This window comes from Ruminococcus sp. AF17-1AC (assembly GCF_003461385.1).
Classification (GTDB): Bacteria; Bacillota; Clostridia; order Oscillospirales; family Ruminococcaceae; genus Hominimerdicola; species Hominimerdicola aceti.
This window is the reverse complement of record NZ_QTWZ01000026.1, coordinates 1-23466: the sequence shown is the minus strand read 5'-3', so window position 1 is coordinate 23466 and position 23466 is coordinate 1. Positions and strand designations below refer to the sequence as shown.

Sequence of the window (23466 nt, the reverse complement as noted above, 5' to 3'; positions counted from 1 at the left end):
TTATTATACTTTGATTGTTTTTTATGTGTCAAGTTTTATTATACAGGATTACCGTTCTGAACCAGATCTCTTGTTACTCTGTTGGGATAAAATGTTTCATCAGAAACACTTTTCAGTTTCTCTATAAGTTCTGACGCCGTACCTGAAAAATCAACTTTCTTTTTGATGTAAACATACAATGCCGCAAGAAAAATGTTGTCCTTACTTTTTGGAGCGGACGGCTCATCGGTAACGACCCACTTTTTCAAATCACTATCGAACTGCAAATTAATTTCTGCGTTTTCAATATCACGTCCTACACAATAAAGTTTTGCATTGCGGCTGCCACGTTTTGTTTCGATCAGAACCATACTTCCGTCTACACAGCCGCTCAGTCCTGTCGAACCTGAGATCATATTGAACGGGTCGCTGTCTTTGCATTTTCTTGTGTGATGAACCACTATGACAGTTATCTCAAGCTTGTCTGCAAGAGCTTTCAGAACGGATAGGTCTTTGTAGTCTGAACCATAGCTTGAATCTGTTGAACCACGAACCATTTGCAGAGTGTCGATAAAAACGATTTTCAGATCACGATGTTCACTCACAAAGCCTTCGATCTGCTCTTCAAGACTGCCTCCTATCGGGTCAGACATAACAGAGAAGTAAAGCATTTCAGTTGGTTCATCGGTCAGCTCATAGAGCCTGTTTTGTATTCTTGCGTAGCTGTCCTCTAAACACAGATACAGAGCAGTTCCTTGTGAAGTTTTTAGACCTAAAATTTTTTCTCCTTTCGCTATTGACAGGCACATATCCAGTGCCAGCCAAGACTTTCCGACCTTTGGTGCACCTGCTAAGATATACAGACCTTGTGCAAGCAAGCCGTCTATAACGAACTCTATTGGCTTGTACACAGTTGTCATTATTTCTTCGCAGGATCTTGTGCTAAGTTTTTTCAAATTATCATTCCTCCAATTCTGTTTTCAAGTTTCTGTTATTGTCACTCAACATAGCGAAATTTATATTCAAAACAAAAAGCTCGCAAAGACTTTTAAAATCTTTACGAGCCTATATTATTCTCCATTCTTATGGTATCGCATTTTAATATGTTTGTCAATAGTCATGGTCCATTTTCATTGTTTTGCACAGGAGATTTGATTTTGACACGGGGGTAAGATGTGCGTTTTCGCCGTCGCACTGTGAGAGGGAGGGAGTGGCAGATTGGGGGTTCGGGGTTCTACCCGACAAGCCGCAATCGGTGGTCTGCCCCTTGTGGGCGGACTGCCGTTTGCGATGCTTGCTAAGTCTGCGGACTTAACTTTTCCGGGCTATCCGGTTGACAGTAAATAATTATCATTTTTTTATGTTCATACTGAAAATGCACTTGAAATATTTATCTTTTAATGATATACTGTTATGCACAGACAAAAAACGGAGAGGTGATTTGATGCTGGCAATTTACCTATCAATGCTCGAAACCAACGAAGAAAAAAATCAGTTTGAACAGCTTTACATAAAATACAAGCAGGATATGTATGCGGTTGCATATGGCATTTTGAAAAACAAGGAAGATGCTGAGGATGCTGTACATCAGTCTTTTTTGAAAATAGCAGATAACTTTTCAAAAGTTTCACAAATTCCATGTCACGAATTAAAAGCATATATTGTTATTATATGTAGAAACACAGCGATAAATATTTATAGGCAAAATCAAAATCGTGCAAAGCATAGTACAGAATTATTTGAAACTGAAATAGTTGATGAATCATATTTTGAAAAACAAAACTATGATGAACTTTTATTGGCGATAAAACAACTTCCGCAGATGTACAAAGATGTTATCTATCTGTATTTCCTGCAAGAGTTCTCAGCAAAAGAAACGGCATCACAACTTGAAATATCTCCCGAATTGGTCAGACAACGTGCATTAAGAGCAAAAAAGATGCTGAAAGACATCTTGGAAAGGAGCAACCGCAATGAATAATACTCAGTTTAAAAGAGCAATATCTGAGGCTTTGACAAAAGAATATGAATTGTCTGTTCCTGCACATAACAATGACCATGAGTTTTCAGATAAGTTTGCCCGAAAGATGGATAAGCTGATAGGTCGCCGGAAAAAGCCTTACTACCAAATGATAAATACTGCCGGTAAACGAGTAGCTTGTATTTTTGCCGTGATTTTTATTGCTGCATTTACAACAATAATGAGCGTATCCGCTTTGAGAAATGCATTCAAGGATTTTTTCATGAGCATTTTTTCAGACCATTCTGAGATATCAGCAAATGTTGAAAGCAATGAGGCTGCACCGGACACAATTCAAGTCTACTATGACATAGGTTATGATTTGAGTGATTATGATGTTATTTATGAGGAATATGATAAAATTTCTCGGAATATCATTTATCAAAAAGAGAATACAATAATTGATTATCAGCAGTTAGTCAAATCCGAATTTGATATGGGACTTAACACAGAAAGTGCTGAAATATCAACAATAGATATATCCGGACACGATGCAGTTTATTATGTAGATAATCATCAATTTTATCACTTGATTTGGGATAATGGAGATTATATTATTATGATAGGCTCCAATATTGGCAGAAATGAACTAATTGATATAGCAAATTCTGTGCAAAAAGCAGAAAAATAAAACTATTTTTGTTTTTCTGTAACTAATCCACCTTCTGATTTGTTATGTATGAATGAGGGAGTAAAAGCTTCTGAGTTGATGCTAACAAAAAAGGAGGTGTTTTTTGTGTATAAAAGGATCGTTTCTTTGATTACAATTCTTGTGATTGGCATGAGCTGGTTCTATTAATATTTCATACAATAGCATAAAAGAAATAGGAATGAGAACAGAAAATGATAATGGATTAATTTTTGATTCATTAAATGCAATATTTATTAACAATGAATATGATGATTTTAATGATATAGCTAACTCTGATAATCTATATACTATTGAAGGAGATAATTATTTTACTGACTTTTCATTGGTTTTACAAGATTTAAATTTTGATGGGAGATTATATACTGACGGAGACATTACTATTAATGCTACATCTGTGACCTCCGAATCAAAAAATTCAATTATTGCATCTCACACAGGAAATATAGTGATTAATTCCAATGAATTTAATTATAAAGGTATTATTTTTGCACCAAATGGTTATGTAAATATTAATTCTAAAAAAATTGATTTCAAAGGATTCATAATTGCGGCTGGTATCTCTATATCTGGAGATGATGTAACAATTTCAGAGAGTGATGAGGTTTTCACAAACTTTAATACAATGGAGCAAGAATATCAACAGAGAAATGATGAACTAATTACTGAGTATTTTGATACTGTATCGGCTCTAGAAGATAATCCAGACGACATAATTGTGGAAAGTAAATACAACGATTTGAGAAAAGAATTGCAAATTAAAGACCTTTTACTAAGCGAAAATGAGATTTCTGAATTATTTTGCAATCAAGAAAATATATCGAGTAGTTACAATGTTATGAACAAAGCTAAAGCTAGCTTTTATCCTTGTAAGGGAATCGAAAAGATGTATGACGTGATTCGCACATCATCGACGTATTCCTATGGTGGAAAGTCATATCAATACTACTCACTAAGTGTAAGTGATAAAGTATCCACTAGTAAACCAAAGTTACGTCGCAATTATTCTCCCAATATCTATCTTATTGGTAAATGCACCAATGAAGCAACCGCAAAAAAATATTTAAATACAGCTGTTTCAACATTATTGGGAAAAGGTTTTGGGGCTTTATTAGCAGGATGTGGTCATCCTATAGCTGGTAAAACTTTAGGGGCGGTAATAAAATCACTATTTTCTCGTACGCCGTCACCACATGATCTATATACGGATAGTTCAAAGTTTCTTCGATTGTCGGATGTTTGCTTAAATACCACAATGAAATATACATGGGTTAAGTATAAAGGCAGATGGGAATTTGGCTACAGTTGTGATAAGACAGCGTGGAAGTATGTGCTTACTGAGGGAAAGTTAAACACAAAAACAAAGTTATACGATTATGAGAAGTTAACTAGAAGTTTTACAAACAAAGGAAATTATTACAAGCCATATGTAGCAATTAAGACAGTAGTCGACTATAAAAAGATGTATGGTGATAATGCATCTACAGGAAATAATGACCCAATAGGTTACAGTAGTACAGCCTCTTATGAAATTAAAAATAGTGACAAAAAAGTCGTAAAAACCCTAAAACCTTTATTCATAAAAAATACAACAGCATTAATATAAATATATGTGGAGGTATTATGAAAAAAAAAATAATATTATTTTCAGTCTTGGCGATAATACTGCTCGGTATGATACTTTTTCTATTTGCAAAAATACCATCACCACAGATGGATCATAAGATATTTGGCTCATATTTTGAAAAAAAGATTTGTAAAAAATATGAATTAACTTTTGTTGATGAGACCTTCAACTATGCTGAATCTGCAGGATACGACAGTCAAACCCTTTCCCTTATCATCCATGGTGATCCACAAATATATAAATATCATGACAGGGATATATATTGCAGAATAACAGCAGATTATAAAGGTAAAACCATTACTGTTAGATTTAAAGGAACAAAGATCATTGGGACAAAATATAAATGGAGTCTTGAAAACGAAGATGCGTTTGAAGTTTTTAAAAAATAATGTATGAATTGTATAATTGGTTAAGAAAAAACTAAATTTCGTGATTCTTAGCTATGGAATCAATACTTAATTTTGTATTGAATGCAAGCACTATATCTTTGGCTGTCAGCGCTTAGGGCTTTCCTCAGGTGCTAGTGATCGCAAGGTCATGTGGGTTCAAGTCCCGTCATCCGCACCATAACAGGACACCAATTTTGATACAATGCGTATCTTGATTGGTGTCCGTTTTCTTTATCCGAAAGTCCTTGTTTAATGGGATTTGTCAACACAATTTAACGAAAGCAGGCAATAAAGCTCGCAAAGGAGATTGGCACCAAGGCAGCAGATGAGCTGCACATCCCCAGCTTCTGGCAGCAAACAAGCGGATCAAAGAGCTTGAAAAGATAAACCGTGAGCTTGAAGAGCTTAATGAATTTCTGGAGTAAGCATCTGTTTTTTTCGCTGCGAACCGTCGGAAGTCAGGAAAGAAGAACGGTTAAAGTTCATTTCCAAAACGTTAATTTTCATTTACTGCGTCACACATACGCTACTGTTTGTATTGAGAATGGCTTTGATGCTAAAACTGTCAGCGAGTTGCTAGGTCATTCTAATGTTAATATTACACTTAACCGCTATGTGCACTCATCGCTTGATAAAAAAAAGAAATATGTTGAAAAACTCAATTTTGTAGCTTAAAAGTTTTTAGCCGTCAAAAATATCTGATTGGTAGTAAATAATGCATGATTTTACGTTGATTTTTTGCCTTTTTGCCTGTAGGTGCATATTTTGCGAAAAAATTATATTTTGTTTTGTAAACTATTATACCAGAAAATTGATATAATATGTATTGATTTTCTGAAAAATGTTTGGTATAATGGCGTATAAAGGCGGTGATCGTATGATCAGAGTTGCAATTTGTGATGATGATAAACATATGCAGGAAAGTTTATCAAAGTATTTGTTAGACTATTCAATACAATGTGACAGAGAAATTGATCATGCAGAATTTGATACTTGTGAGGAATTAATGGACGAGTATCTCAAGGGGAACTCGTTTGATGTTATATTGCTCGATATTGAATTTAAAAATAATGATGAAAAACAAATGAATGGTATTGAACTTGGGAAAAGATTGCGTGGGCTGTATGCCAATGACAACACTGCTATCGTTTATGTGACATCTTATGGCGAGTATGCTATTGACTCCATTAAAATAAGGCCCTATGATTATATAAAAAAGCCAATTACCTATAGAAGAATAGTTGATTTTTTTGAAACTTATTATTTGGATCAAGCTAAGAGAAAAAAGGTGTTTGAATATACTGCACATAAAGTCAAAAACAGTATCATAGTATCTAATATTTGTTATTTTGAGAGTCAAGGCAGAACAATAGTGATCCATACTATTACGAATCAATATACCTTTTACGGAAAATTATCTAACCTGCTTGACAATGAAAGTTTAAGTGATTTTATCAGTATTCATAAATCGTATTTAGTAAATAAGAATTATATTGAAAGATTCACGTCACATTCAGTCGTCCTTATTGGCATAGACCGAGTGGAATTACCGATAAGCCCTAATAAGAAAATGGAGGTCAGTGAACAGCTGTTGAAAGAATGATATGACTACTTTATTTTATTTGTTTTCAAATGTGTTTCACATATATGCCACTTATCAGTTTTCCAATGTGTTTTTACAAAAGAAAAAAGAGTCGACAAAATCAGATATTGTCCTGTTTACACTTTATTACATTATAAATAGCTGTGCGTATTTGGCCTTTGACAATCGATTGATTACGATTCTGTCAAACATTATACCATTTATTCTTATATTTTTGTACTATAAAGTATCGTTATTTAAGTCTCTGTTGTCAGCATTTGTGTTATGTGTTTTTTCCATTGTAGTAGATACAGCGGTTGTTGCTATACAGTCTTTGCTTAATATAAACTCTGTTTTTTTTGATGAGGGATTTGTATCAAATATTGTGCTTCTAACACTTGTAAATATCATAGCTAAGAGCTATTTTAAATACAGCGATCAAATTGTAAAATTACCAATAATGTATTATATTACTGTGATATTTGTTCCGCTTGGCAGTATAATGGTTGGTTACTTTGTCGCAAAAGATCTCAATGTCGTATCGTTGATTTTAAGCGTTATCATATTATTGATGAACATAGTTATTCTTTACCTTTACGATAATTTGGTAAATATGTTTTCCCAGCAATATGAAACTGACGTTATTGAGCAGCAAAACAAGGCGTATCTTAATCAGTTGCATTTAATGCAGGAATCTCAGATGAAGATAAGATTTTTAAAGCATGATATGAAAAATCATATTATCAATATGCAAAGTTTGCTTAGTGCTGAGAAATACGATCAGCTTAAAGATTACCTTGCTGAAACCAATGATTATATTTATAGTAATAATGTTATTATCGACTCAGGAAATGAAACGATCGACAGTGTTCTGAATTACAAATTGGCACCGTTAGAGAACAACAGCGTTGAAAAAAGTTATCATGTTGTTCTCCCTGAGCAAATTCTTATTAGTTCATTTGATCTAAATATCGTTATTTGTAATCTGATAGATAATGCACTTGAAGCGTTAAGTCTCCTAGGAGAGAACGATGAAAAGAAGATAACTATCGATATTGTTTATAAGCAGGGTTACATTAAAATATTAGTAGGAAATTCATTTGACGGAATTATACACAAGGATAAAAGGACAAGAAAAAATGATGAGATAAATCATGGAATTGGGTTAAAGAGTGTTCAAAATATTGCGGAAAAATATGGAGGACTTTTAAGAACTGATGTATCTGATAACTGGTTTGAAACATCAGTGATAATGTATGAAAAATAGAGGTAGCAATAAGTTACCTCTATTTTTTTTACAAAAAAGACGTTCTTTTTGTCATTTACGTTTTTTTATTCTTATATTATGTATAATCAAGTCATAACTTGTTATGAAATGAAGAAGATCATATGAAAAAAATTTAATGAAACTCAGCACAAGAATGGGTAAGGTGTTTGTTGCATTGGCACTTTTGGTTACTGTATCAAACGTAAATTCTACATGCCTTTTCATCACTCACCAGCCTGAACTGCCTGCTGATTATAAGAAACTGCGTAAGTTCTAATGTTTAAGAAAACTGCCTGCAAAATAACGCAACGTCTATGTGAAAAAGGTATTATATCCGAAAGAGATTTCGATTTGTATGAATACGGATTTAATATGGGAATAACGGTTTTACTTAACCTTATCAGCACTATAGTTATCGGCGTTATTGCGGGCAAGGTGTTTGAAAGCATAGCTTTCTTATTTTTTTATATACCACTGAGAAGCTATGCCGGAGGATACCACGCTAGCACCCCGAGGAGGTGCTATTTTATTTCCATTTGAGAATTTTCATACTTACTATGTTGGTATGAATAGAATTTGGGTTCATAATGAATGCAATTTGCCGATTAAAAGATCTAAAAATTTTGTAAAAAGAGTCAATCACAGGGACGGTAGTGTTTCAATAACAAAAAAATAGATAATAAAAATGTAACCATAAAGTATACAAAGAATAAAGACGGAAATTCATATCCTAGGTTCGAGAAATTTGCTCATCCAGAGCACCCTGATCCGATAAAAATGAAAGCAAAATTAACTGGTGCTTTTAGAAAAGATATTAAAATCATTCGTAATGAAGCTGGTATAAAATTACCAAAAGATTATTCTTGGCACCATTTGGAAGATGAAAAAAGTGTGTTAATGGTTCCTTCCAAAATCCATTCACCAAGGTGTGGCGGATTTAATCATATGGGTGAAGCAACTAAAATAAGACACGGAATAATTTAAAGGAGGATAATTATGAAACTGGTCGAAGTTGGCGAAAAGCTAAGTAGCAAGGATATCAAGGAAATGGAGGGTGAACTGAATTTAAGCTTTCCAAAGGACTATAAGGACTTTTTGCTGAAAATAAACGGCGGAATGCCTGAGGATGAAGTGGAGTTCGATTTTATTGAGAACGGAACTTCCGACGAAGATGAGTTTGAGCAGGGCAGTGATATACACTATTTCTATGATGACAACGAGATAATGGAGTCATATGAGAATTTGGTGGACGAGGAACTTATCCCCGACGAATATCTGCCGATAGCCTGTGATTCTTTTGATAATCAGATATTGCTGTGTTTGGGCAAAGGCGATAATTATGGTACGATATATTTTGCAGACGCTGAAAGCGAAGAGAGCGAGGACTCAGGTTGGGTGCTGTCAAAGGTGGCAGACTCATTTACTGCGTTCTTGGGTATGTTAAGACCTGCGGAGGACTGATAATAAATGCAGAACTGATTTTATTCGGTTCTGCTCGGAGAAGATAATATGTTAAAAGATTACGTTAAGTTCAGAGATATTGATGTGTCACGAATCGAACAGTATAAGGGCAGATTGCCTGAAGAATTGTTTGATTTTTGGAGAGAGTTTGGTTTGGGAACATTCTACAATGGTTACTTAAAAGCGATAGACCCGAACGAGTATATCGAACTTGTGCAGCAGTCATATTTTGACGGTGAAGTTACTATCCCGATATTTGCGACAGCATTTGGTGATATCATTACATGGGAAGATAACAAGTATATCGGGATACTCAAGTATAGATATCAAGATAGTGATATAATATCAACTGGATTTGAGGACTTTTTTGAGGAAGTTGAAGAGGGCGTCCTTGATGACGATTATTTCACTATCAAAAAGTATAACGCAGCAGTTAAGAAATATGGTGAACTGGAGTATGATGAGTGCTTTGGATATGTTCCGCTGCTTGCACTTGGCGGAAAAGAGTCTGTAAAAAACCTTAAAAAAGTCAAAATGCGTGAGCATATTGCACTTATAGCTGAACTGACAGACGGCATTTAAAACTATTTTACTTTAACAATATGGAGGTGATAAAATGCCCACAAACCAAGAAAAAGTTTCACAGCTTTTAGTGGCAAGGAGATATATAATAATCCTAAAAAGGGAAAACAAGTAATATATGATACAGATGGTAATTACTTTAGGATTGAAGACACAACTTTAACAGGAAAAAGAGTATACACTTATCTATTTTCTAACTTGCGTTTTGAATCTATATATGAGAAGATTCTAAGCTTATTCATTTGGTGATCAACGGCGAAGAGATCATAACGACTGAAACCCACCCGTTCTTTGTAAAAAATCAAGGCTTTATCAAAGCAGGAGAACTAATAGTTGGTGATGAACTTCTTGAAGTAAACGGAAATGTTCTTTTAGTTGAAAATTTTGATGTTGAGTTGACAGATGAACCTGTTAAGGTTTATAATTTTGAGGTAGAAGATTTTCATACTTATTATGCTGGCGGATTAGGCGTGTTGGTGCATAATGCTGGTGATTATTCTAATCTAAAAGATTCAAAATATGTAGGTGAAGGGAAAAAGTTTACAAAGGCTCAAAAAAGACAGATAATACAAGAAAATATGAGACGAAATGGCGGAAAAATAAAATCTGATATGTCAGGAAAAGAACTTGTTCCCGCAACTCAAAGTAAGCTAAACGTTACGCCAGATCCATTGAAAGTTCAAATTGACCACATAAAGCCAAGAAGCAGTGGATGAAGTAATAGTTATTCTAATGCACAGGTTTTATCAAGAGAAGAAAATATTTTTAAATCAAATAAGTGAGGAAAAATTATGTTTGATATTGATGAAAATACAATGGTAATAACAACTGTAGATATTATTAACAAAAAAAAGAAAGTAGTTTTAGTTTTCCATGATAAAGAAGATGGAATGTGGGAATTTCTGGATGGAGAGGACGTTAGTGAAGAAAGTGCTGCTATAATATCGATTTCGGAAATGGAGCAGATTGATTCTTCTATTGGTGAATTATGTGATCTTCCTCTAGGATGCGGCGCTTTTCGTGATGATGAAACGCAGCCATGGAAATGGTTTGAAATAGAATGACCTCTTTTATTAGTGCCAAACAATAATAAAGGTGAAATTTACTAAGATAAAAAATAATATAGGAAAAATAGTCGATGACCCAGATGACATAATCGAAGGACTTGCAACTGGTGATACTGTTAAGAAATTGTTCAGAGTAAATGTAAGTAACGATAACGGTTTAGTAAATGTTACAACTAGTGTTAAGTCATTAAAGTAGACAATTATTTACATCGAGAATTTTTGATATTAAGGAGAATATTATGCGAGATACAATTAAATCAAAAGAGTATTTTGATGAGTATATTTTGAAAATGTCAGAAGGAATCAAAAGATTTGAAGAGGGTATTGCTGCTGGAAAATACTTAAATGACAAGATACTTTTTGTAAAAGATTACATTTTACAAAAAAAAATCGGGATAATAATCGCTAAGTATTCAAAAGGTGATTCAATTGAAGAAATAAAAAAAGAATTTGAATCTTCTTTAGATTTGTTTGGTGAAGCTTGGGATGATTCAGTATACGAGAGCAATATTATTTTTGCTTCTTTAGCATATCTTCTGAATTTGGACGATGGTAAGTTGAATATAATAAAAAATAAATTGAGGAAATCTGAAACATATGATTCATTATTAGATTTTATCCTCATTGGAAATAAAAGTGAGTTTGATACATCGAAAATATCCTTCCCTCGTCCATACAAAAAGTTAGTAAAAAGCATTAACGATGAAGATAGAGATGCTTTTCTAAAATATTTGAGAGGATGGTATAAAGGCTCTGTAGATAGTGCTTGGTATGGTACACATGAACTGGTGAATAAATATCAGTATTATGGATATTGGTGTTTTGAAGCTGGTGCTATTGCAAAAAGACTTGGTTTTATAGATGACGATTTGAAAAATGAGCAGTATTATCCTTATGATATGGTTCATTTCAATTGAGTAATGACGAGGTGATAAAATGACACTTTCGATAGATGGTCGCTTATCTGAACTTATAGCGAACTCCTGTTCTTGAAACCTACATAAGAGAGGTAACAACGCTTGTTCATCTCACTGTGAACGGTGAAGAAATCGTTACAACTGCTGACCACCCGTTCTATGTAAAAAATCAAGGCTTTATCAAAGCAGGAGAACTAATAGTTGGTGATGAACTTCTTGATGTAACCGGAAACATTCTTTTAGTTGAAAATTTTGATGTTGGGTTGACAGATAAACCCGTAAAGGTGTATAATTTCCAGGTGGAGGATTTTCATACTTATTATGTCGGAGAAAACAATATTCTTGTTCATAATGCTGGGAAAGAATATAAAATTCCTAAATCTGGGACAGGGAAAGAGAAAGCAACAGACATTCCTAGCCGATTTAAAGGTGAACGTCCTTATATAAATGAATCTGGAAAAGATTTTGCAAAACGTTTATGTGATGAAGCATTTGGTAAAGGCAATTATGATACTGGTCCTAAATCTGATTATAATAGGTTGAAAAAATATGGCGACAGAGCCTTTACTAATCCAAAAAAATAGGAGCAAAGTTATGGCAAAATATTATTTGACAAAAATCATTTATAATGGATTAACTTATTTTTTGATATGGTATAGCAATGATGAAGATGGGTTCTTACTTTTTGATCAACAACTGTTAGTTTTTTTTAGTGTCGAAGAAGCAAATACATTTGCGGATAAAGAACATATTATTTTTGAAAAGGGAATAACAGTTTTTGATCTATCTGAAATTATCGAGTTAATAAATAATGTGGAAATATCGCAAAATTGTCGAATTTTGATAGATATATGGCATTTTTTTAGTGATTTATCAAAATCGCTAAATGAAGAATTTATAGGAGACTATAATGATGAAGAAATCATCGATATTTATAACAAGTTGTTCTATGGAAGTAATTTGGAACTTTTGAAAAATGAAGAATATCATCCTAGTTTCAATGTTGATGAAAAACATAAATGTTGGGAGATTTTTGAAAGTGGGTTATCGATACTTAACAAATATCTTAATGATGATTTCAGTATGAAATAAGGGGGAAATATGTTTAGTAAATTTTTAGACTTTGTGAAAGAAGAAAAACACTATGATTTTGATAGTAGCGAACAATTTTTAAAATCAATGGGAGGAAGATCGTTCCTAAATGGTATGTATCGAATTTTTGATGAAAAAAGTATACCAAAATGGAATGATATAGTTAAAAAATCATTTCCAAAATACAAAAATCAAATAAGTGTCTTTGGGTATGACTGGTTGGGAAGAATTTTTGCTCTTGATACGCAAAGAGATGTAGTTTTGATATTTGAACCAGGTACAGGAGAGATACTTAATACAGAAGAAAACTTTGTGAATTTTCATGATAGTGAGATACCACAATATCATGACGCTTGCTTGGCGTCTGAGTTCTTCAATGAATGGTTTGAGGCAAATGGCAATTTTGTTTTGCCTCACAATAAATGTGTGGGTTACAAAGTACCACTATTCCTCAATGGGGAAGATGACATAGAAAATCTTGAAGTATCCGATATGGAAGTATATTGGGAAATAATGATGCCATTAATGAATCTTTAACCAATATACTTACGGAGGTGTAAAATTGCCAAGCAACCAAGAAAAAGTTTCACCAGATGCCAAAGCGAAAAAAGCTGTTAATTCAGTAGATGGCAAAAAACTGACCCGATATATGGATATGAAGTTGATACGCTGGAAGCTGATCATATTATGCCTCTAAAAGAAATAACTGAACAGTCAGGATTTGATCAGTTGAGTTTTGAAGACCAGAAAGCAATTGCAAATTTAGAAGAAAACTTTATGGGACTTGGAAAACAAACAAATGCATCTAAAGGTGCTAAACCTATAAGTGCTTGGTCGGGACATTCAAAGTTAGGAGCAATCGCCGAAGAAGCACAACAGTTTTTAAATCAAAAAGATGAAGCTGCTCGTGCAGCTATTGCAAAAGCAATAAGTGAAAGGTTAGGAAAGAAATGAATACTTATACCAAAGAGATTAACGGAATAAAGTATACAATTAAAGTTGATGATATGCTTTACTTTCAATCACAAGCATTATGGAGAGCAATATATGATATTCCTGTTGGTAGATTAAAAGACGGATTTAAAATTCAAATTGGTTTTTCCTTATATATTTTGCAAAAGGCAATCAGTGGTTATTGTATAGTTACACCTGATTATGAGTCAACACCATTCTTAAAAGTTAATGAGGATTTAACACTTGCTTTTTGGATTCAAATGGAACAGTTGGATATGTTACAAAAATATCATATTAATGGTGAAACAATTAGATTTGATGATAAAATTGCTGTTGCTAAAGGTTCTATAGTTAAACCCAAAATTTGTTTACAAAGATTTAGAGATTTAGGTGGCTCAGGTTGGTGTGTGAATGAGATATTTCAAAATAAAGATGGTAAATTCTCAAACGTTGATACTACGGAATACGAATCAATTTATGCTTATCAATTATTAAATATACGTCCCTCCGTCTTAAAGGCGCTTATGTTGCCGTATGACTATATAGTAGTCATTGACGGAGATGATATAATTGAGCTTTTAAATGAAAAGGATGAAAGTATTATTACAAAAAACAGTCCTTGAAACATACATATGAGAGGTGACTACTCTCGTTCATATTACTGTGAACGGCGAAGAAATAATCACTACAGTTGACCACCCGTTCTATGTAAAAGATAAAGGCTTTGTCAATGCAGGTGAATTGACACTTAGTGATAAGCTCCTCGATACACATGGCAGTCATTTGTCAATTGAAAAAAAGTAATATTGAGTTGACAAAAAACCTACTGTTGTATACAATTTTCAAGTTGAAGATTTTCATACTTATTATGTTGGTGGCTTTCGCATACTTGTACATAATGCAGGGGATGTATATAAACGTCCATCAGGTTATCGTAAAGGCGTTAGGGATAAAACATGGGAAGAAGCAAAGGCGAATTCTCCTGATGAAATTGTTCGTGATCCTAAAACAGGAAAACCAATTAACCCCAATGAGCTTTGGAATATGGGGCATAAACCTGGTTATGAGTTTAGAAAACATCGAGCAAGTGCACAGGAACGTGGTATAGACAGAAAACAGTTTTTAGATGAACACAATGATTCGTCCCACTATCGCCCAGAACTTCCAAGTTCAAATAGAAGTCATTCTTGTGAAGATATGACAGATCAATATTTAGGACCATGATTTTAGCTTATTTGTCATAAGCTTGAATTGGTAGTTAAATAACTATTATTGCATTAGTTGGTATTTAAAGTATGTATATAACAACATAAATTTTTGGAGGTGCAATATGGAAAATATGCAAAACAAAAAAGAGATTTTTAAAATCATTCACGAGGCCGTAAAACTAACGCCGCAGGTTATTTCATATTCTGATGAAAACGAAAGTCATAAGATCGATATATACATTGGTGAAAATAGGCCAGATGTTGGTCTTACAACATATTCAACTATTGGTTTGTCAGAGTATCCAATAGAAATTGTGGATAGACAAGGAAGAGAAATCAGGGTGGAATTTATAGGTATGTGCACGAGTGAGTTCACAAGTTTTCCTAATATATTAGCGTCCTGTGCGTTCAATATTATCAAGGATCATTATTCGTACACTCCTGGGATGGTGAACATGAATGTTATTGATGATTATTATAAAAACTTAGAAATGAGGCATATTTATTACACTATCCCGTCATACTGGGAGGATTTGCAAGGCCATCTTATTGACGGTCATATAGTAAACTGGCTGTTTGCAATACCTATCTCGGACAATGAACTGGATTATTTAAACGAAAATGGTGTAGACGCTTTTGAAGACTTGTTGGAAAGCAATGATACTGAGGTATATGATTTGTATCGAAGGTCTATCATCTAAATGACACCCTATTGTGAACAGCTAAGAAGTCGTTACAACTGTTGACCATCCGACCACCCGTTCTATGTAAAAAAATCAAGGCTTTGTCAACGCAGGGAAACTAATAGTTGGTGATGAACTTCTTGATGTAAACGGAAATGTTCTTTTAGTTGAAAATTTTAATGTCGAGTTGACAGACGAACCCACTACAGTGTATAATTTTCAGGTGGAGGATTTCCATACTTATCATGTTGGTGAGTTTAGAATACTTGTACATAACGCAGATTACAAAATTACATTATCAAGAGAAAAGTATCCAGAGTCTGCAAAACACATTGAGGATGCAATAAAAAATGGACGGCCGAGGGAACTTACAATAAATAGAAGTGGAGCAAAGTCTAATAGAAAAGCGTCACTAAAGGGAATTAGCAAAGTTTCAGGTAAGGATTTGGATGAGTATCCTTTTGCAATGTGTAAAGAAGGAGGCAAAGGGGCTCATGTTCGTGCAATCAGTAGATCCGATAATAGGGGTTCAGGTTCTTTTATTGGGCATAAACTAAGGGGTCTCCCCGATGGGGCTACATTTGAAATAATAATTGTTGATTAATGGAGGTTAATGAAAATGCAGGAAAATAATAAATTGTGGTTAGAGATCAAGGAAATGTTTGAAACGTCACAGACAGAGGTAACGATATTTAATGGTGCTGGGTCAGACAGTGCTAAAATATGTGATATGCTTAGAATAACTTCTGCGTCTGCTATGGGTGCTGTCATGCTGAACACATCAGGAGTTGTATTTGATGATTGGATAAGACTTTATGGCGGTGATACATCTGATAGGGTAGGCATATCTAAAATAAATTTGCTGTCTAAAAACGGTACACCTGAGAGGGTCAAACAAATGCTTATCGTTGCCACTGATGTTGTGGGCGGTATATTTGCAATCAATTCAGGCAAATTTGATGAGGGCATAGGCGATGTGTGGTATTTTGCTCCTGATACTTTGGATTGGGAGGACCTTGAGTTAAGATACTCTGAATTTATTGCCTGGCTCGCTCAGGGGAATATAGATGAATTTTATAGTTCAATGAGGTGGACAAATTGGAGAGAATCTGCAAAGAATGTGGAATTTGATAAAGCCATTTTGATATATCCGTTTCTTTGGTCCGAAGAAGTTAACATTGAAACCGCGTCAAAATCAATAGTTCCATTTGACGAGTTGTTTGCTACAAACATGGAATATAGAGAAAAATTTGGCATTGGCGATTAATTTCTGAACACTACTACATGAAGCCTGAATGTGAAAAAAGCCGTTGGGAGAAATTCAAGGACGGTTGCAAAAAGGTCGGCGAGTGGTGCAAGGAGCATTGGAAAGAAATTGTTATAGTAATTGGCGCTGTGTTGATAATTACAGCAATTGTAATCACGGGATTTACATCATTAGTTCCGCTATTGACTTTTTGGGGATTGTCTGTAAAATTAGCTACAGTGGTAAGTGTGACCGTTTGTGGTATCGCTTTTCTTGCTTCAAGTATTTACTTACTTGGATATCCACTTAATATTCTTGGTAAGATATTCAAAAGTGACACTTTAAAAACTATATCATTTGGTTTAAGGCATCCAATAATATCTCTTCAAATTGGAAAAGTTAAGCCTGGAGTGGGAAATACTAATATTAGTACAAATGCCTCTCGTTTTGCAAATGCATTTGATTTTGAAGATAATGATGTTCAAGAAGGATCAGAAGTAAATGCTTTTCGACACACTTTTTGGATTTCAATTATAACAAGTAAGTGGGGAGAGAATATAGGCTTACAAGTTGGTAATGCTCATGAAAAAAATCAAAACGTTATTCATGAAATCAAAGATATATACTCGCATAGGTTTAAAACTTTAGGTGATGCTGATCAAGCAGTTGATTTGTTAAACAATGTTATTGGACGGGAAATTGGAAAAACAACATCAATTGATAGTACATCCAAAGATATAGCAAAAAAAGTATTAGATTACTATTATACAAATGGATTAAATATTGTGAAGGAAACTGATGATGGACATTATGTGATTGTAAAAGAACGACTTTCATACGAACGATACAAAGATGATTTAATGATATATTGGAGACACTTGATGAAAACGGATTTCCACCAGATAATAAATACTATAATAAAAAAGGTGATTGAATTGGTCAAGAAATATATTAGAGTAATTTTGATTGGAGTATTGTGTATGGGAGTTATACTGAGCATTTTTTCAATAATAAATTATCGCCATTCAAAATCGTTAAAGGATAAAATTATAAAAAAATGTAATGATGATACCGAGATTATTATACATATGTCTGATTTTACTGGCTTTGAATGGGATAAGTGTATTGTATATGGACCGTCAACGCAAACGAAAGATATATGTGATGCATTTGATATAAATTATAATACATATCTCGATTTAAATTATGGGATTATTTTCCTTAATAATAACAATGTTACTTATGAAGAATTTTTCAAAGTCTCAGATTATGATTTTACAAATAAAATTCCAGAATTTATTATTTATCCATATAGACAAAACGAAGGTACGCAAGTAAAATATGCAAGTTTTGAAAAGAATGAAGCGGAATTTAAATGTATAAAGAAAGATTCTGATAATGGCTATTATTATAGGCTTTACCCTATTAATTAAGGCGACATCGCACAAAGATTTTGTGTTACACTTGATTTTAAATAAGAGCATAAAGTGGTAACAAATGGTCCAACGGCAACAACGGATGTATGTTGGTGGGCAGAATGGTATGCGTTTTTGAAAAACAATTAAGGTTAGATGAGATGGAATATTTATTATTTGAAATATTGTATCGAGGTTTAAACTATGAGAAGATGCGAACCACTAAACACATAAGAAGCAAACGGATAATTGAACTTAGAAAACATATGGCACTATTGAAAATGGTTTTGCACCTTGTCAATGCTATATACTATAAATTAGGAAATGATTATTGCAAAGCAATAAAAAATAACATTACATCAATAATAAAAATTGATCCTGAATATGCCGTAAAATATTATCACCCTTTATTTATTAATGATAATGCTGATTTGAAATCACTGAAATCAAAAGTGCTTTCCATAGATGAAAGCATATGCAATGTTGATGATGTTATCAGCTCGATAAAATCATCAACGCAGACCCAAGAGGACAAAATTGAATCACTTGAGTCATTGAAAGAAAATATTAATGAATACATTTCTGATGTTATGATTATTGACCAAAATGCGGCTGATGCTATCAATAAAAGCAAGAATGATTTTTATGATAAATATGAATACCTGAAACCGGATATTGAAAAAAGCTGGTTGGAAGAGAAATGGGATAGTGCTTGTGAGTGGTGCAAGGAAAATTGGCAGTCAATAGTTAGTGTGTTTGTGACTATTGTCATTGTTGTCGGTATTGTTATATTGAGTATTTCAACATTTGGAACGGCAATTCCAGTAATTGCTGTTGGTGTAGTTGGAGCAATCGTAGGCATTTCAGGTCAATTAATTAGTGATATTATTTCATGTGCGATAACAGGCGATTGGGATGGTAACTGGCAATCATATATTGGATCAGCGATAGGCGGTTTTGCTGGCGGTGTTTTATTATTGCTTACTAATCCAATTGCTGCTTGTTCAGCAGAGGCGGCAATATCAACGTTTTTTGGCGAAAATCTTGAAAATATCACTGGGTGACAAAAACGATCGACTTTTGAAATATTATTTGATACTGGTTTAAGCACAGGAACAGCGGCTTTTTTTAGTGTTGCTTTAAGTAAAATTACTGGAAAGCTTTCAAAAACTCTTTCGAAAAAAATTCCGGTGTTCAAAAGACTTTCAGGCATAAATAGCTATGATGCTTCATTTAAAATGGTAATAACAAAATTAAAACAGGGAAGTATTAAAAAATTTCATTATAAAACAATTAGAACTGGTGTAATTTCAGGACTTCCTGGAGGTGCATTGGAAAATATAGCAAGTGTTTTTTTGATGGGATTAAGGAATGGTATGACGAATGGAGAGAGTTGTCACAAAATTAATAAGAAATGAAGGAGGTCTGATCAATGAAATCAAAATCGAAATTTACTGTGAAGATACCGTCAGAGATTTATAAAGGTGAAGTTTTTATAACTGCTTTTTTCATTGTTTTAAACGTAATGTATACGATTTTTGGTGATCCTCCGCATTTTCCTATGTATATTTCAACAATATTATTCATTTTTATTCCAATAGCTATTTCATTATTGTGGATAAGAAAATTAAAAATTGTAGTAAGTGGCAGCAAAATAACCGTTAGGAAGATTTTGGGATCCAAATATAGTGTGGATGTTTCAGAAATAACAAAGATAAAATGGATAATTAATGATACTAGATTAGGGGTTAATGAAAAAATTTTAATTTATGTGAACTCTGAGCATTTTGCTGTTGAAACTCTTATGGACGGATTTGAAATAATGTCAGAATATCTTTTGAAAAATGTTGATCCTGATAAAATAATTTATATTAATAAAAAATAGAACATTTTGCAATAAAATAATCGGAATATGTTGTGCGTATCGACGGCGATGTCGCTGACGCTATTAATAAGAGCAAGAATGATTTTTATGATAAGTACGAATACTTAAAACCGGAATGCGAAAAGAGCTGGTTGGAAAAAGCTAAAGAGTGGATTGATTCAGTTTGTGAATGGTGTAAAGATTAATGGAATAAAATTATAGATTTTGATTTTTTTTAATTTTATAGGTAAATTAATTCATGGTGAAGGATTCAGGAATTTCGTAACCTTTTCAGTTGGAATATTTTATCAGATAGGTGGTGTCTGGCTGATAAAGAAAATTGCGGAGTTAGGAACAATCGCTGCAGTATTTGTGAGAAAGCATCCGATTTTGTCTTCATATATTCCTGGATTGAATGTTGTTGCAGATATGACAACAGGATTTTTCTCCTTGACGTTGGGTGCAGATATGGATGATGATGGTATCTATCATATGAGACCTGATTGTTTGCAGCAATATGCACATTATACCACAGGCTATGACGATGTTTTCCGAGCTGCGGTTAACAAAGCTTCGGGCGGTGAAATAACCGTAGATGCTCATCAATCTCAGATTTTTTGGGTAGATCTTGACGGTGATAAATCCAAAGATGAAGGAGAAGAATTTATAATATGGTCATGGAAGGGCGACTATATGAACCTTGGAGCAGGCGCTGAAACAGGTATTTATCAGGTGAAAGATGGAGAAATTGATGAGTATGGAAATTATATTATGGAAAATGGTGAATACTCATATCTTTATGCCGAAGTTAACAGAGAATATTCTGTTGATATGACTCTTGAATTATATCATGATTCTAATGGGGATGGAATCTTCAGTGATGATGAGCAGCTGTATAAACATGAACCAGATGAATTACAATGGTGGATAACGGGATTTGATCCGTTGGTTCAGAATGTTAAAGCTGAGGATCTCCAAGCCGTAACTACTATAGATTTTTCGAGCTTTGGAGAAAACAAAGATATAATGTTAGATTCTTTCAGAGAATTTAATGCAGGAGAAGTCGAATGGGATATTCCAGAAAAAGATTCGGGTTCATACATTGTAACTCTGACTTGGTAAGGAGAATATTATGTTAAAATTTAAAAACTTGCTTTGCTGCACAATGTCCGTAATATTGATGTTAAGCCTAATGTCCTGTTCTGTTGTAGAAAAATTGAACAGCCATTATGAAGGTGATCTCGTTATTGATCATACGGAGAATGTGAGTGTTTCAGAAACAGTAATAAAGGCTTTGGAAAATAACGATGCGGACGCAATCAAAAATCTGTTTTCTGTTCGTGCCAAAGATCTTTGTCCGGATCTGGATGAAGGGATCGGATATATGCTCAGCATATATGAAGGCGAATTTGTTGAAGTTACGCAGAATAATTCAAGCTCAAATAAATATTCGAGCGGTGGTGAAAGATGTATTGTTTCTCCGGTATGCGTTTTTAAAACAACAGAAAACTACTATAAGCTTACTTGGAATGCGTGGACGATAAATGAAAAAGATAAGGAAAAAGAAGGAGTCTACAGCATGAAACTCCAGATTTGGCCGGATGCCGGACTGGATCAGGGAGGTGAAGATCTTTTTGTTGCAGGGGTAGTGTATCCTGCTAATTCCGAGGAAAGTGATATGGCGTTTACTCTTTGGAAAAACATTTATCAGCAAAAAAATCATGACGATCGCATAGAGAGATTTCGTGAGCTGCTTTTTGACAATATGCTGGCTTCAGGCGTAACGGACGATGAAATAGATCGCTTTTTTGATTACTGTCAGCCAATGCGAGAACTTCACGAAGGCTGGACGGAAATTGATGATGGAAATATCACCGTTTATATTACGTCCATGAAAAATGATACTCCGATATGTTTTTGTTTTAGACTTGACAAGGAACAAACGGATAAAATATCTTTTCTAAAATTTGCCGAGATAGACGATGAAAAGACTATCGTTGATTATAATTTATCGGAAGAAAATGCGGGAATTTATTTGCCAGATTAATGGAAGTGATTAAATGTGAAAAAAAGTACAATATCCGTTTTGCTTACTTTGTTATTGGCGAGTTCTACAGGCTGTACTATATTAAACGATAGCCAAAGTTCAATAGAAAATGATGATAAATTAATTATCGATCAAACCTCAACGAAAAATACTTCGGATGTTCTGATACAAGCCTTGGAGACCAACGATGCTGAACTTTTTAAAAGCGTTTTTTCAGAGCAGACTTTGAAATTACAGCCTGATATTGATGAAGGTATCAAATACATATTTAATATATTTGAGGGTGACAATTTAGAGATAGTTTATGAAAATCAGTCATCAGAATCTTTTTCTGATTTGCAGGCAAAATGTGTATGGTCGATCTGTGTAATTAAGACTACTGAAAAATGCTATTCATTAACATGGACTGAGTGGGTACAGCAGGAAACTGATCCGTCTGCCCAAGGCGTATACAGCTTGATTTTTGAAGAATGTGAGGAAGATCAGAGAGGAGCAGGCGGCGGAGATCTGCTTGCCGGAATATATTACCCCGGATGTGAAACCGAGTCTGATATTTTAAACACATTTTTCGGGGCGATGCATAATAAAGACCGAGAAGAGCTTGAAACTATATTTTCCAATGAGTTTCTGGAGGATCCGGAAGCTGTGAAGAATATGGATAAATTTATAGAACGATATACTCCTTCATATTCTAATTTGTTAGCCGCATGGGAGGTCAATGATACTATTTGCATTCAACTAAGGCGTTTCGATGCTTTTATTTGTCTGCATTTTGATAATAAACAGACAGATAAAATATCATCTATTCGAGTATTTAACAGTACAACTGAAGATGAAGAAAGCATATCACAATACGATTTTAACCAAGATGAAATGGGAATTTATTTTCCAGATTAGTCAAATGCATCTTAATAAGTATCAATAATGTTCTATTACATATTTTAGATACGAACCTAAAGGCAAGGATTTGAAAAACAAATGAGCAGCGAAATAATCGGAACAAAATTCAAGTACACGGTATTAACATTGACACCGTTTTCTTCACACCATTTATGCACTGTAAGTCCGCTGCTTTTCTGTGCCTGGATCTGGGCTGACCATTCAGTCAGGCGAAATTCGTTCTTTACCGTTGCGATCGTTGTTTTCATTATCTTTATCTCCACATCTAATTTGGTCTAAGCAGCTCTATAGACTTTTTTGGGATTGGGTAATTTACTCTATGGAGTTGCTTGAAGTTTATTATACTTCTTTAGTCATCGGTGGGGTAGATGCGGAGTGTTTGACGGTTACATTCAAATTCACAGCGTCAATGATAGATGATATTTGGCTATTTCAACTTCCGTGTTGATGTTAACAAACATTTTACAATCAACAAGATGTTAATTCTACAGACAATCCCCCTTGAAATTATATATAA

34 protein-coding genes and 2 pseudogenes are annotated in these 23466 nt (G+C 33.9%); 34 read left to right on the top strand and 2 right to left on the bottom strand.

The genetic code is table 11. From position 1 onward, the window contains the following. Nucleotides 1-38: 38 nt before the first annotated feature. Nucleotides 39-935, bottom strand: a complete 897-nt coding sequence (locus DWW81_RS12310; protein ID WP_117898104.1) for an AAA family ATPase — start codon at nucleotides 933-935, stop codon at nucleotides 39-41. 262 nt (nucleotides 936-1197) lie between these two features. On the opposite strand from DWW81_RS12310, the gene DWW81_RS13720 reads away from it, so the two are divergent. The 34 genes and pseudogenes from DWW81_RS13720 (at nucleotide 1198) to DWW81_RS12155 (ending at nucleotide 22946) form a co-directional block, all read left to right on the top strand. Beyond that, nucleotides 1198-1326, top strand: a complete 129-nt coding sequence (locus DWW81_RS13720; RefSeq protein WP_278308113.1) for a hypothetical protein — start codon at nucleotides 1198-1200, stop codon at nucleotides 1324-1326. 97 nt (nucleotides 1327-1423) lie between these two features. After that, the gene (locus tag DWW81_RS12305; protein ID WP_181982744.1) at nucleotides 1424-1960 is read left to right on the top strand and encodes a sigma-70 family RNA polymerase sigma factor; all 537 of its coding nucleotides are present in this window, start codon (nucleotides 1424-1426) and stop codon (nucleotides 1958-1960) included. Continuing rightward, entirely contained in the window at nucleotides 1953-2630 is a 678-nt protein-coding gene (locus DWW81_RS12300; protein WP_117898102.1) for a DUF4367 domain-containing protein, read from the top strand. Before DWW81_RS12305 ends, DWW81_RS12300 begins: the two co-directional genes overlap by 8 nt. Before the next feature lie 199 nt (nucleotides 2631-2829). Continuing rightward, nucleotides 2830-4254 (top strand): hypothetical protein, encoded by a 1425-nt coding sequence (locus DWW81_RS12295; protein ID WP_117898101.1) that lies wholly within the window; start codon nucleotides 2830-2832, stop codon nucleotides 4252-4254. Nucleotides 4255-4271: 17 nt separating this feature from the next. Then, nucleotides 4272-4664 (top strand): hypothetical protein, encoded by a 393-nt coding sequence (locus tag DWW81_RS12290; RefSeq protein WP_117878782.1) that lies wholly within the window; start codon nucleotides 4272-4274, stop codon nucleotides 4662-4664. Between the two features lie 408 nt (nucleotides 4665-5072). Then, a complete protein-coding gene (locus DWW81_RS12285; RefSeq protein ID WP_117934714.1) occupies nucleotides 5073-5339 on the top strand; it encodes a tyrosine-type recombinase/integrase in 267 nt (88 codons plus the stop codon). A gap of 202 nt (nucleotides 5340-5541) precedes the next feature. Next, entirely contained in the window at nucleotides 5542-6267 is a 726-nt protein-coding gene (locus DWW81_RS12280) for a LytTR family DNA-binding domain-containing protein (protein ID WP_181982743.1), read from the top strand. Nucleotides 6268-6580: 313 nt separating this feature from the next. Next, nucleotides 6581-7513 (top strand): GHKL domain-containing protein, encoded by a 933-nt coding sequence (locus tag DWW81_RS12275; protein WP_181982967.1) that lies wholly within the window; start codon nucleotides 6581-6583, stop codon nucleotides 7511-7513. 136 nt (nucleotides 7514-7649) lie between these two features. Further along, nucleotides 7650-7790, top strand: coding sequence for a cyclic lactone autoinducer peptide (locus DWW81_RS12270; RefSeq protein ID WP_117898097.1), 141 nt, complete (start codon nucleotides 7650-7652; stop codon nucleotides 7788-7790). A 500-nt stretch (nucleotides 7791-8290) separates the two neighbouring features. After that, complete coding sequence (locus DWW81_RS12260; RefSeq protein ID WP_117898095.1) at nucleotides 8291-8497, top strand: HNH endonuclease; 207 nt, start codon at nucleotides 8291-8293, stop codon at nucleotides 8495-8497. Nucleotides 8498-8509: 12 nt separating this feature from the next. Beyond that, nucleotides 8510-8974, top strand: coding sequence for an SMI1/KNR4 family protein (locus tag DWW81_RS12255; protein WP_117898094.1), 465 nt, complete (start codon nucleotides 8510-8512; stop codon nucleotides 8972-8974). Between the two features lie 48 nt (nucleotides 8975-9022). Continuing rightward, nucleotides 9023-9556 (top strand): T6SS immunity protein Tdi1 domain-containing protein, encoded by a 534-nt coding sequence (locus DWW81_RS12250; protein WP_117898093.1) that lies wholly within the window; start codon nucleotides 9023-9025, stop codon nucleotides 9554-9556. Nucleotides 9557-9801: 245 nt separating this feature from the next. Beyond that, nucleotides 9802-10272, top strand: a complete 471-nt coding sequence (locus tag DWW81_RS12245) for a polymorphic toxin-type HINT domain-containing protein (RefSeq protein WP_242989638.1) — start codon at nucleotides 9802-9804, stop codon at nucleotides 10270-10272. A gap of 75 nt (nucleotides 10273-10347) precedes the next feature. Further along, the gene (locus tag DWW81_RS12240) at nucleotides 10348-10620 is read left to right on the top strand and encodes a hypothetical protein (protein ID WP_207659939.1); all 273 of its coding nucleotides are present in this window, start codon (nucleotides 10348-10350) and stop codon (nucleotides 10618-10620) included. Nucleotides 10621-10651: 31 nt separating this feature from the next. Next, nucleotides 10652-10819 carry a hypothetical protein gene (locus DWW81_RS13470; RefSeq protein ID WP_181982966.1) on the top strand — a complete coding sequence of 56 codons (168 nt, stop codon included), beginning with the start codon at nucleotides 10652-10654 and terminating at the stop codon, nucleotides 10817-10819. A 43-nt stretch (nucleotides 10820-10862) separates the two neighbouring features. After that, complete coding sequence (locus tag DWW81_RS12235; RefSeq protein ID WP_117898091.1) at nucleotides 10863-11540, top strand: PoNe immunity protein domain-containing protein; 678 nt, start codon at nucleotides 10863-10865, stop codon at nucleotides 11538-11540. Nucleotides 11541-11604: 64 nt separating this feature from the next. Continuing rightward, nucleotides 11605-11902: pseudogene (locus DWW81_RS13650) on the top strand (polymorphic toxin-type HINT domain-containing protein); the annotation flags it as partial. A gap of 232 nt (nucleotides 11903-12134) precedes the next feature. Further along, complete coding sequence (locus DWW81_RS12225) at nucleotides 12135-12632, top strand: hypothetical protein (RefSeq protein ID WP_117878614.1); 498 nt, start codon at nucleotides 12135-12137, stop codon at nucleotides 12630-12632. A 9-nt stretch (nucleotides 12633-12641) separates the two neighbouring features. Continuing rightward, a complete protein-coding gene (locus DWW81_RS12220; protein WP_178182681.1) occupies nucleotides 12642-13169 on the top strand; it encodes a T6SS immunity protein Tdi1 domain-containing protein in 528 nt (175 codons plus the stop codon). A gap of 150 nt (nucleotides 13170-13319) precedes the next feature. Continuing rightward, nucleotides 13320-13586 (top strand): hypothetical protein, encoded by a 267-nt coding sequence (locus DWW81_RS12215; protein ID WP_117898131.1) that lies wholly within the window; start codon nucleotides 13320-13322, stop codon nucleotides 13584-13586. After that, the gene (locus DWW81_RS12210) at nucleotides 13583-14209 is read left to right on the top strand and encodes a hypothetical protein (RefSeq protein WP_117898130.1); all 627 of its coding nucleotides are present in this window, start codon (nucleotides 13583-13585) and stop codon (nucleotides 14207-14209) included. The genes DWW81_RS12215 and DWW81_RS12210 overlap by 4 nt, the downstream gene beginning before the upstream one ends. A gap of 16 nt (nucleotides 14210-14225) precedes the next feature. Then, nucleotides 14226-14390: a polymorphic toxin-type HINT domain-containing protein gene (locus DWW81_RS12205; protein ID WP_117898129.1), complete on the top strand. Its 165-nt coding sequence runs from the start codon at nucleotides 14226-14228 to the stop codon at nucleotides 14388-14390. Nucleotides 14391-14471: 81 nt separating this feature from the next. Continuing rightward, a complete protein-coding gene (locus DWW81_RS12200; protein WP_117898128.1) occupies nucleotides 14472-14810 on the top strand; it encodes an HNH/ENDO VII family nuclease in 339 nt (112 codons plus the stop codon). Between the two features lie 106 nt (nucleotides 14811-14916). Next, nucleotides 14917-15495, top strand: coding sequence for a suppressor of fused domain protein (locus DWW81_RS12195; RefSeq protein ID WP_242989648.1), 579 nt, complete (start codon nucleotides 14917-14919; stop codon nucleotides 15493-15495). A 51-nt stretch (nucleotides 15496-15546) separates the two neighbouring features. Then, a pseudogene (locus DWW81_RS13460) lies at nucleotides 15547-15763 on the top strand (polymorphic toxin-type HINT domain-containing protein); the annotation flags it as partial. Further along, nucleotides 15740-16081 (top strand): NucA/NucB deoxyribonuclease domain-containing protein, encoded by a 342-nt coding sequence (locus DWW81_RS13645; protein ID WP_242989651.1) that lies wholly within the window; start codon nucleotides 15740-15742, stop codon nucleotides 16079-16081. The pseudogene DWW81_RS13460 and the gene DWW81_RS13645, both read left to right, overlap by 24 nt. 15 nt (nucleotides 16082-16096) lie before the next feature. Then, on the top strand, nucleotides 16097-16744 hold the full coding sequence (locus tag DWW81_RS12185; RefSeq protein ID WP_181982741.1) for a DUF2625 family protein: 648 nt from the start codon (nucleotides 16097-16099) through the stop codon (nucleotides 16742-16744). Nucleotides 16745-16761: 17 nt separating this feature from the next. Then, a complete protein-coding gene (locus DWW81_RS12180; protein ID WP_117898125.1) occupies nucleotides 16762-18156 on the top strand; it encodes a hypothetical protein in 1395 nt (464 codons plus the stop codon). Between the two features lie 104 nt (nucleotides 18157-18260). After that, entirely contained in the window at nucleotides 18261-19202 is a 942-nt protein-coding gene (locus tag DWW81_RS12175; RefSeq protein WP_117898124.1) for a hypothetical protein, read from the top strand. 126 nt (nucleotides 19203-19328) lie between these two features. After that, a complete protein-coding gene (locus DWW81_RS13150; protein WP_147338999.1) occupies nucleotides 19329-19556 on the top strand; it encodes a hypothetical protein in 228 nt (75 codons plus the stop codon). Between the two features lie 14 nt (nucleotides 19557-19570). Then, nucleotides 19571-20023, top strand: coding sequence for a hypothetical protein (locus DWW81_RS12170; protein ID WP_117898123.1), 453 nt, complete (start codon nucleotides 19571-19573; stop codon nucleotides 20021-20023). Nucleotides 20024-20227: 204 nt separating this feature from the next. Further along, the gene (locus tag DWW81_RS12165; protein WP_117898122.1) at nucleotides 20228-21124 is read left to right on the top strand and encodes a hypothetical protein; all 897 of its coding nucleotides are present in this window, start codon (nucleotides 20228-20230) and stop codon (nucleotides 21122-21124) included. Nucleotides 21125-21134: 10 nt separating this feature from the next. Beyond that, the gene (locus DWW81_RS12160; protein WP_117898121.1) at nucleotides 21135-22049 is read left to right on the top strand and encodes a DUF5104 domain-containing protein; all 915 of its coding nucleotides are present in this window, start codon (nucleotides 21135-21137) and stop codon (nucleotides 22047-22049) included. A gap of 15 nt (nucleotides 22050-22064) precedes the next feature. After that, a complete protein-coding gene (locus DWW81_RS12155) occupies nucleotides 22065-22946 on the top strand; it encodes a DUF5104 domain-containing protein (protein WP_117898120.1) in 882 nt (293 codons plus the stop codon). A gap of 56 nt (nucleotides 22947-23002) precedes the next feature. Here the strand turns inward: DWW81_RS12155 and DWW81_RS12150 are convergent, their stop codons facing one another. Next, complete coding sequence (locus DWW81_RS12150; RefSeq protein ID WP_117898119.1) at nucleotides 23003-23197, bottom strand: hypothetical protein; 195 nt, start codon at nucleotides 23195-23197, stop codon at nucleotides 23003-23005. Nucleotides 23198-23466 lie beyond the last annotated feature (269 nt).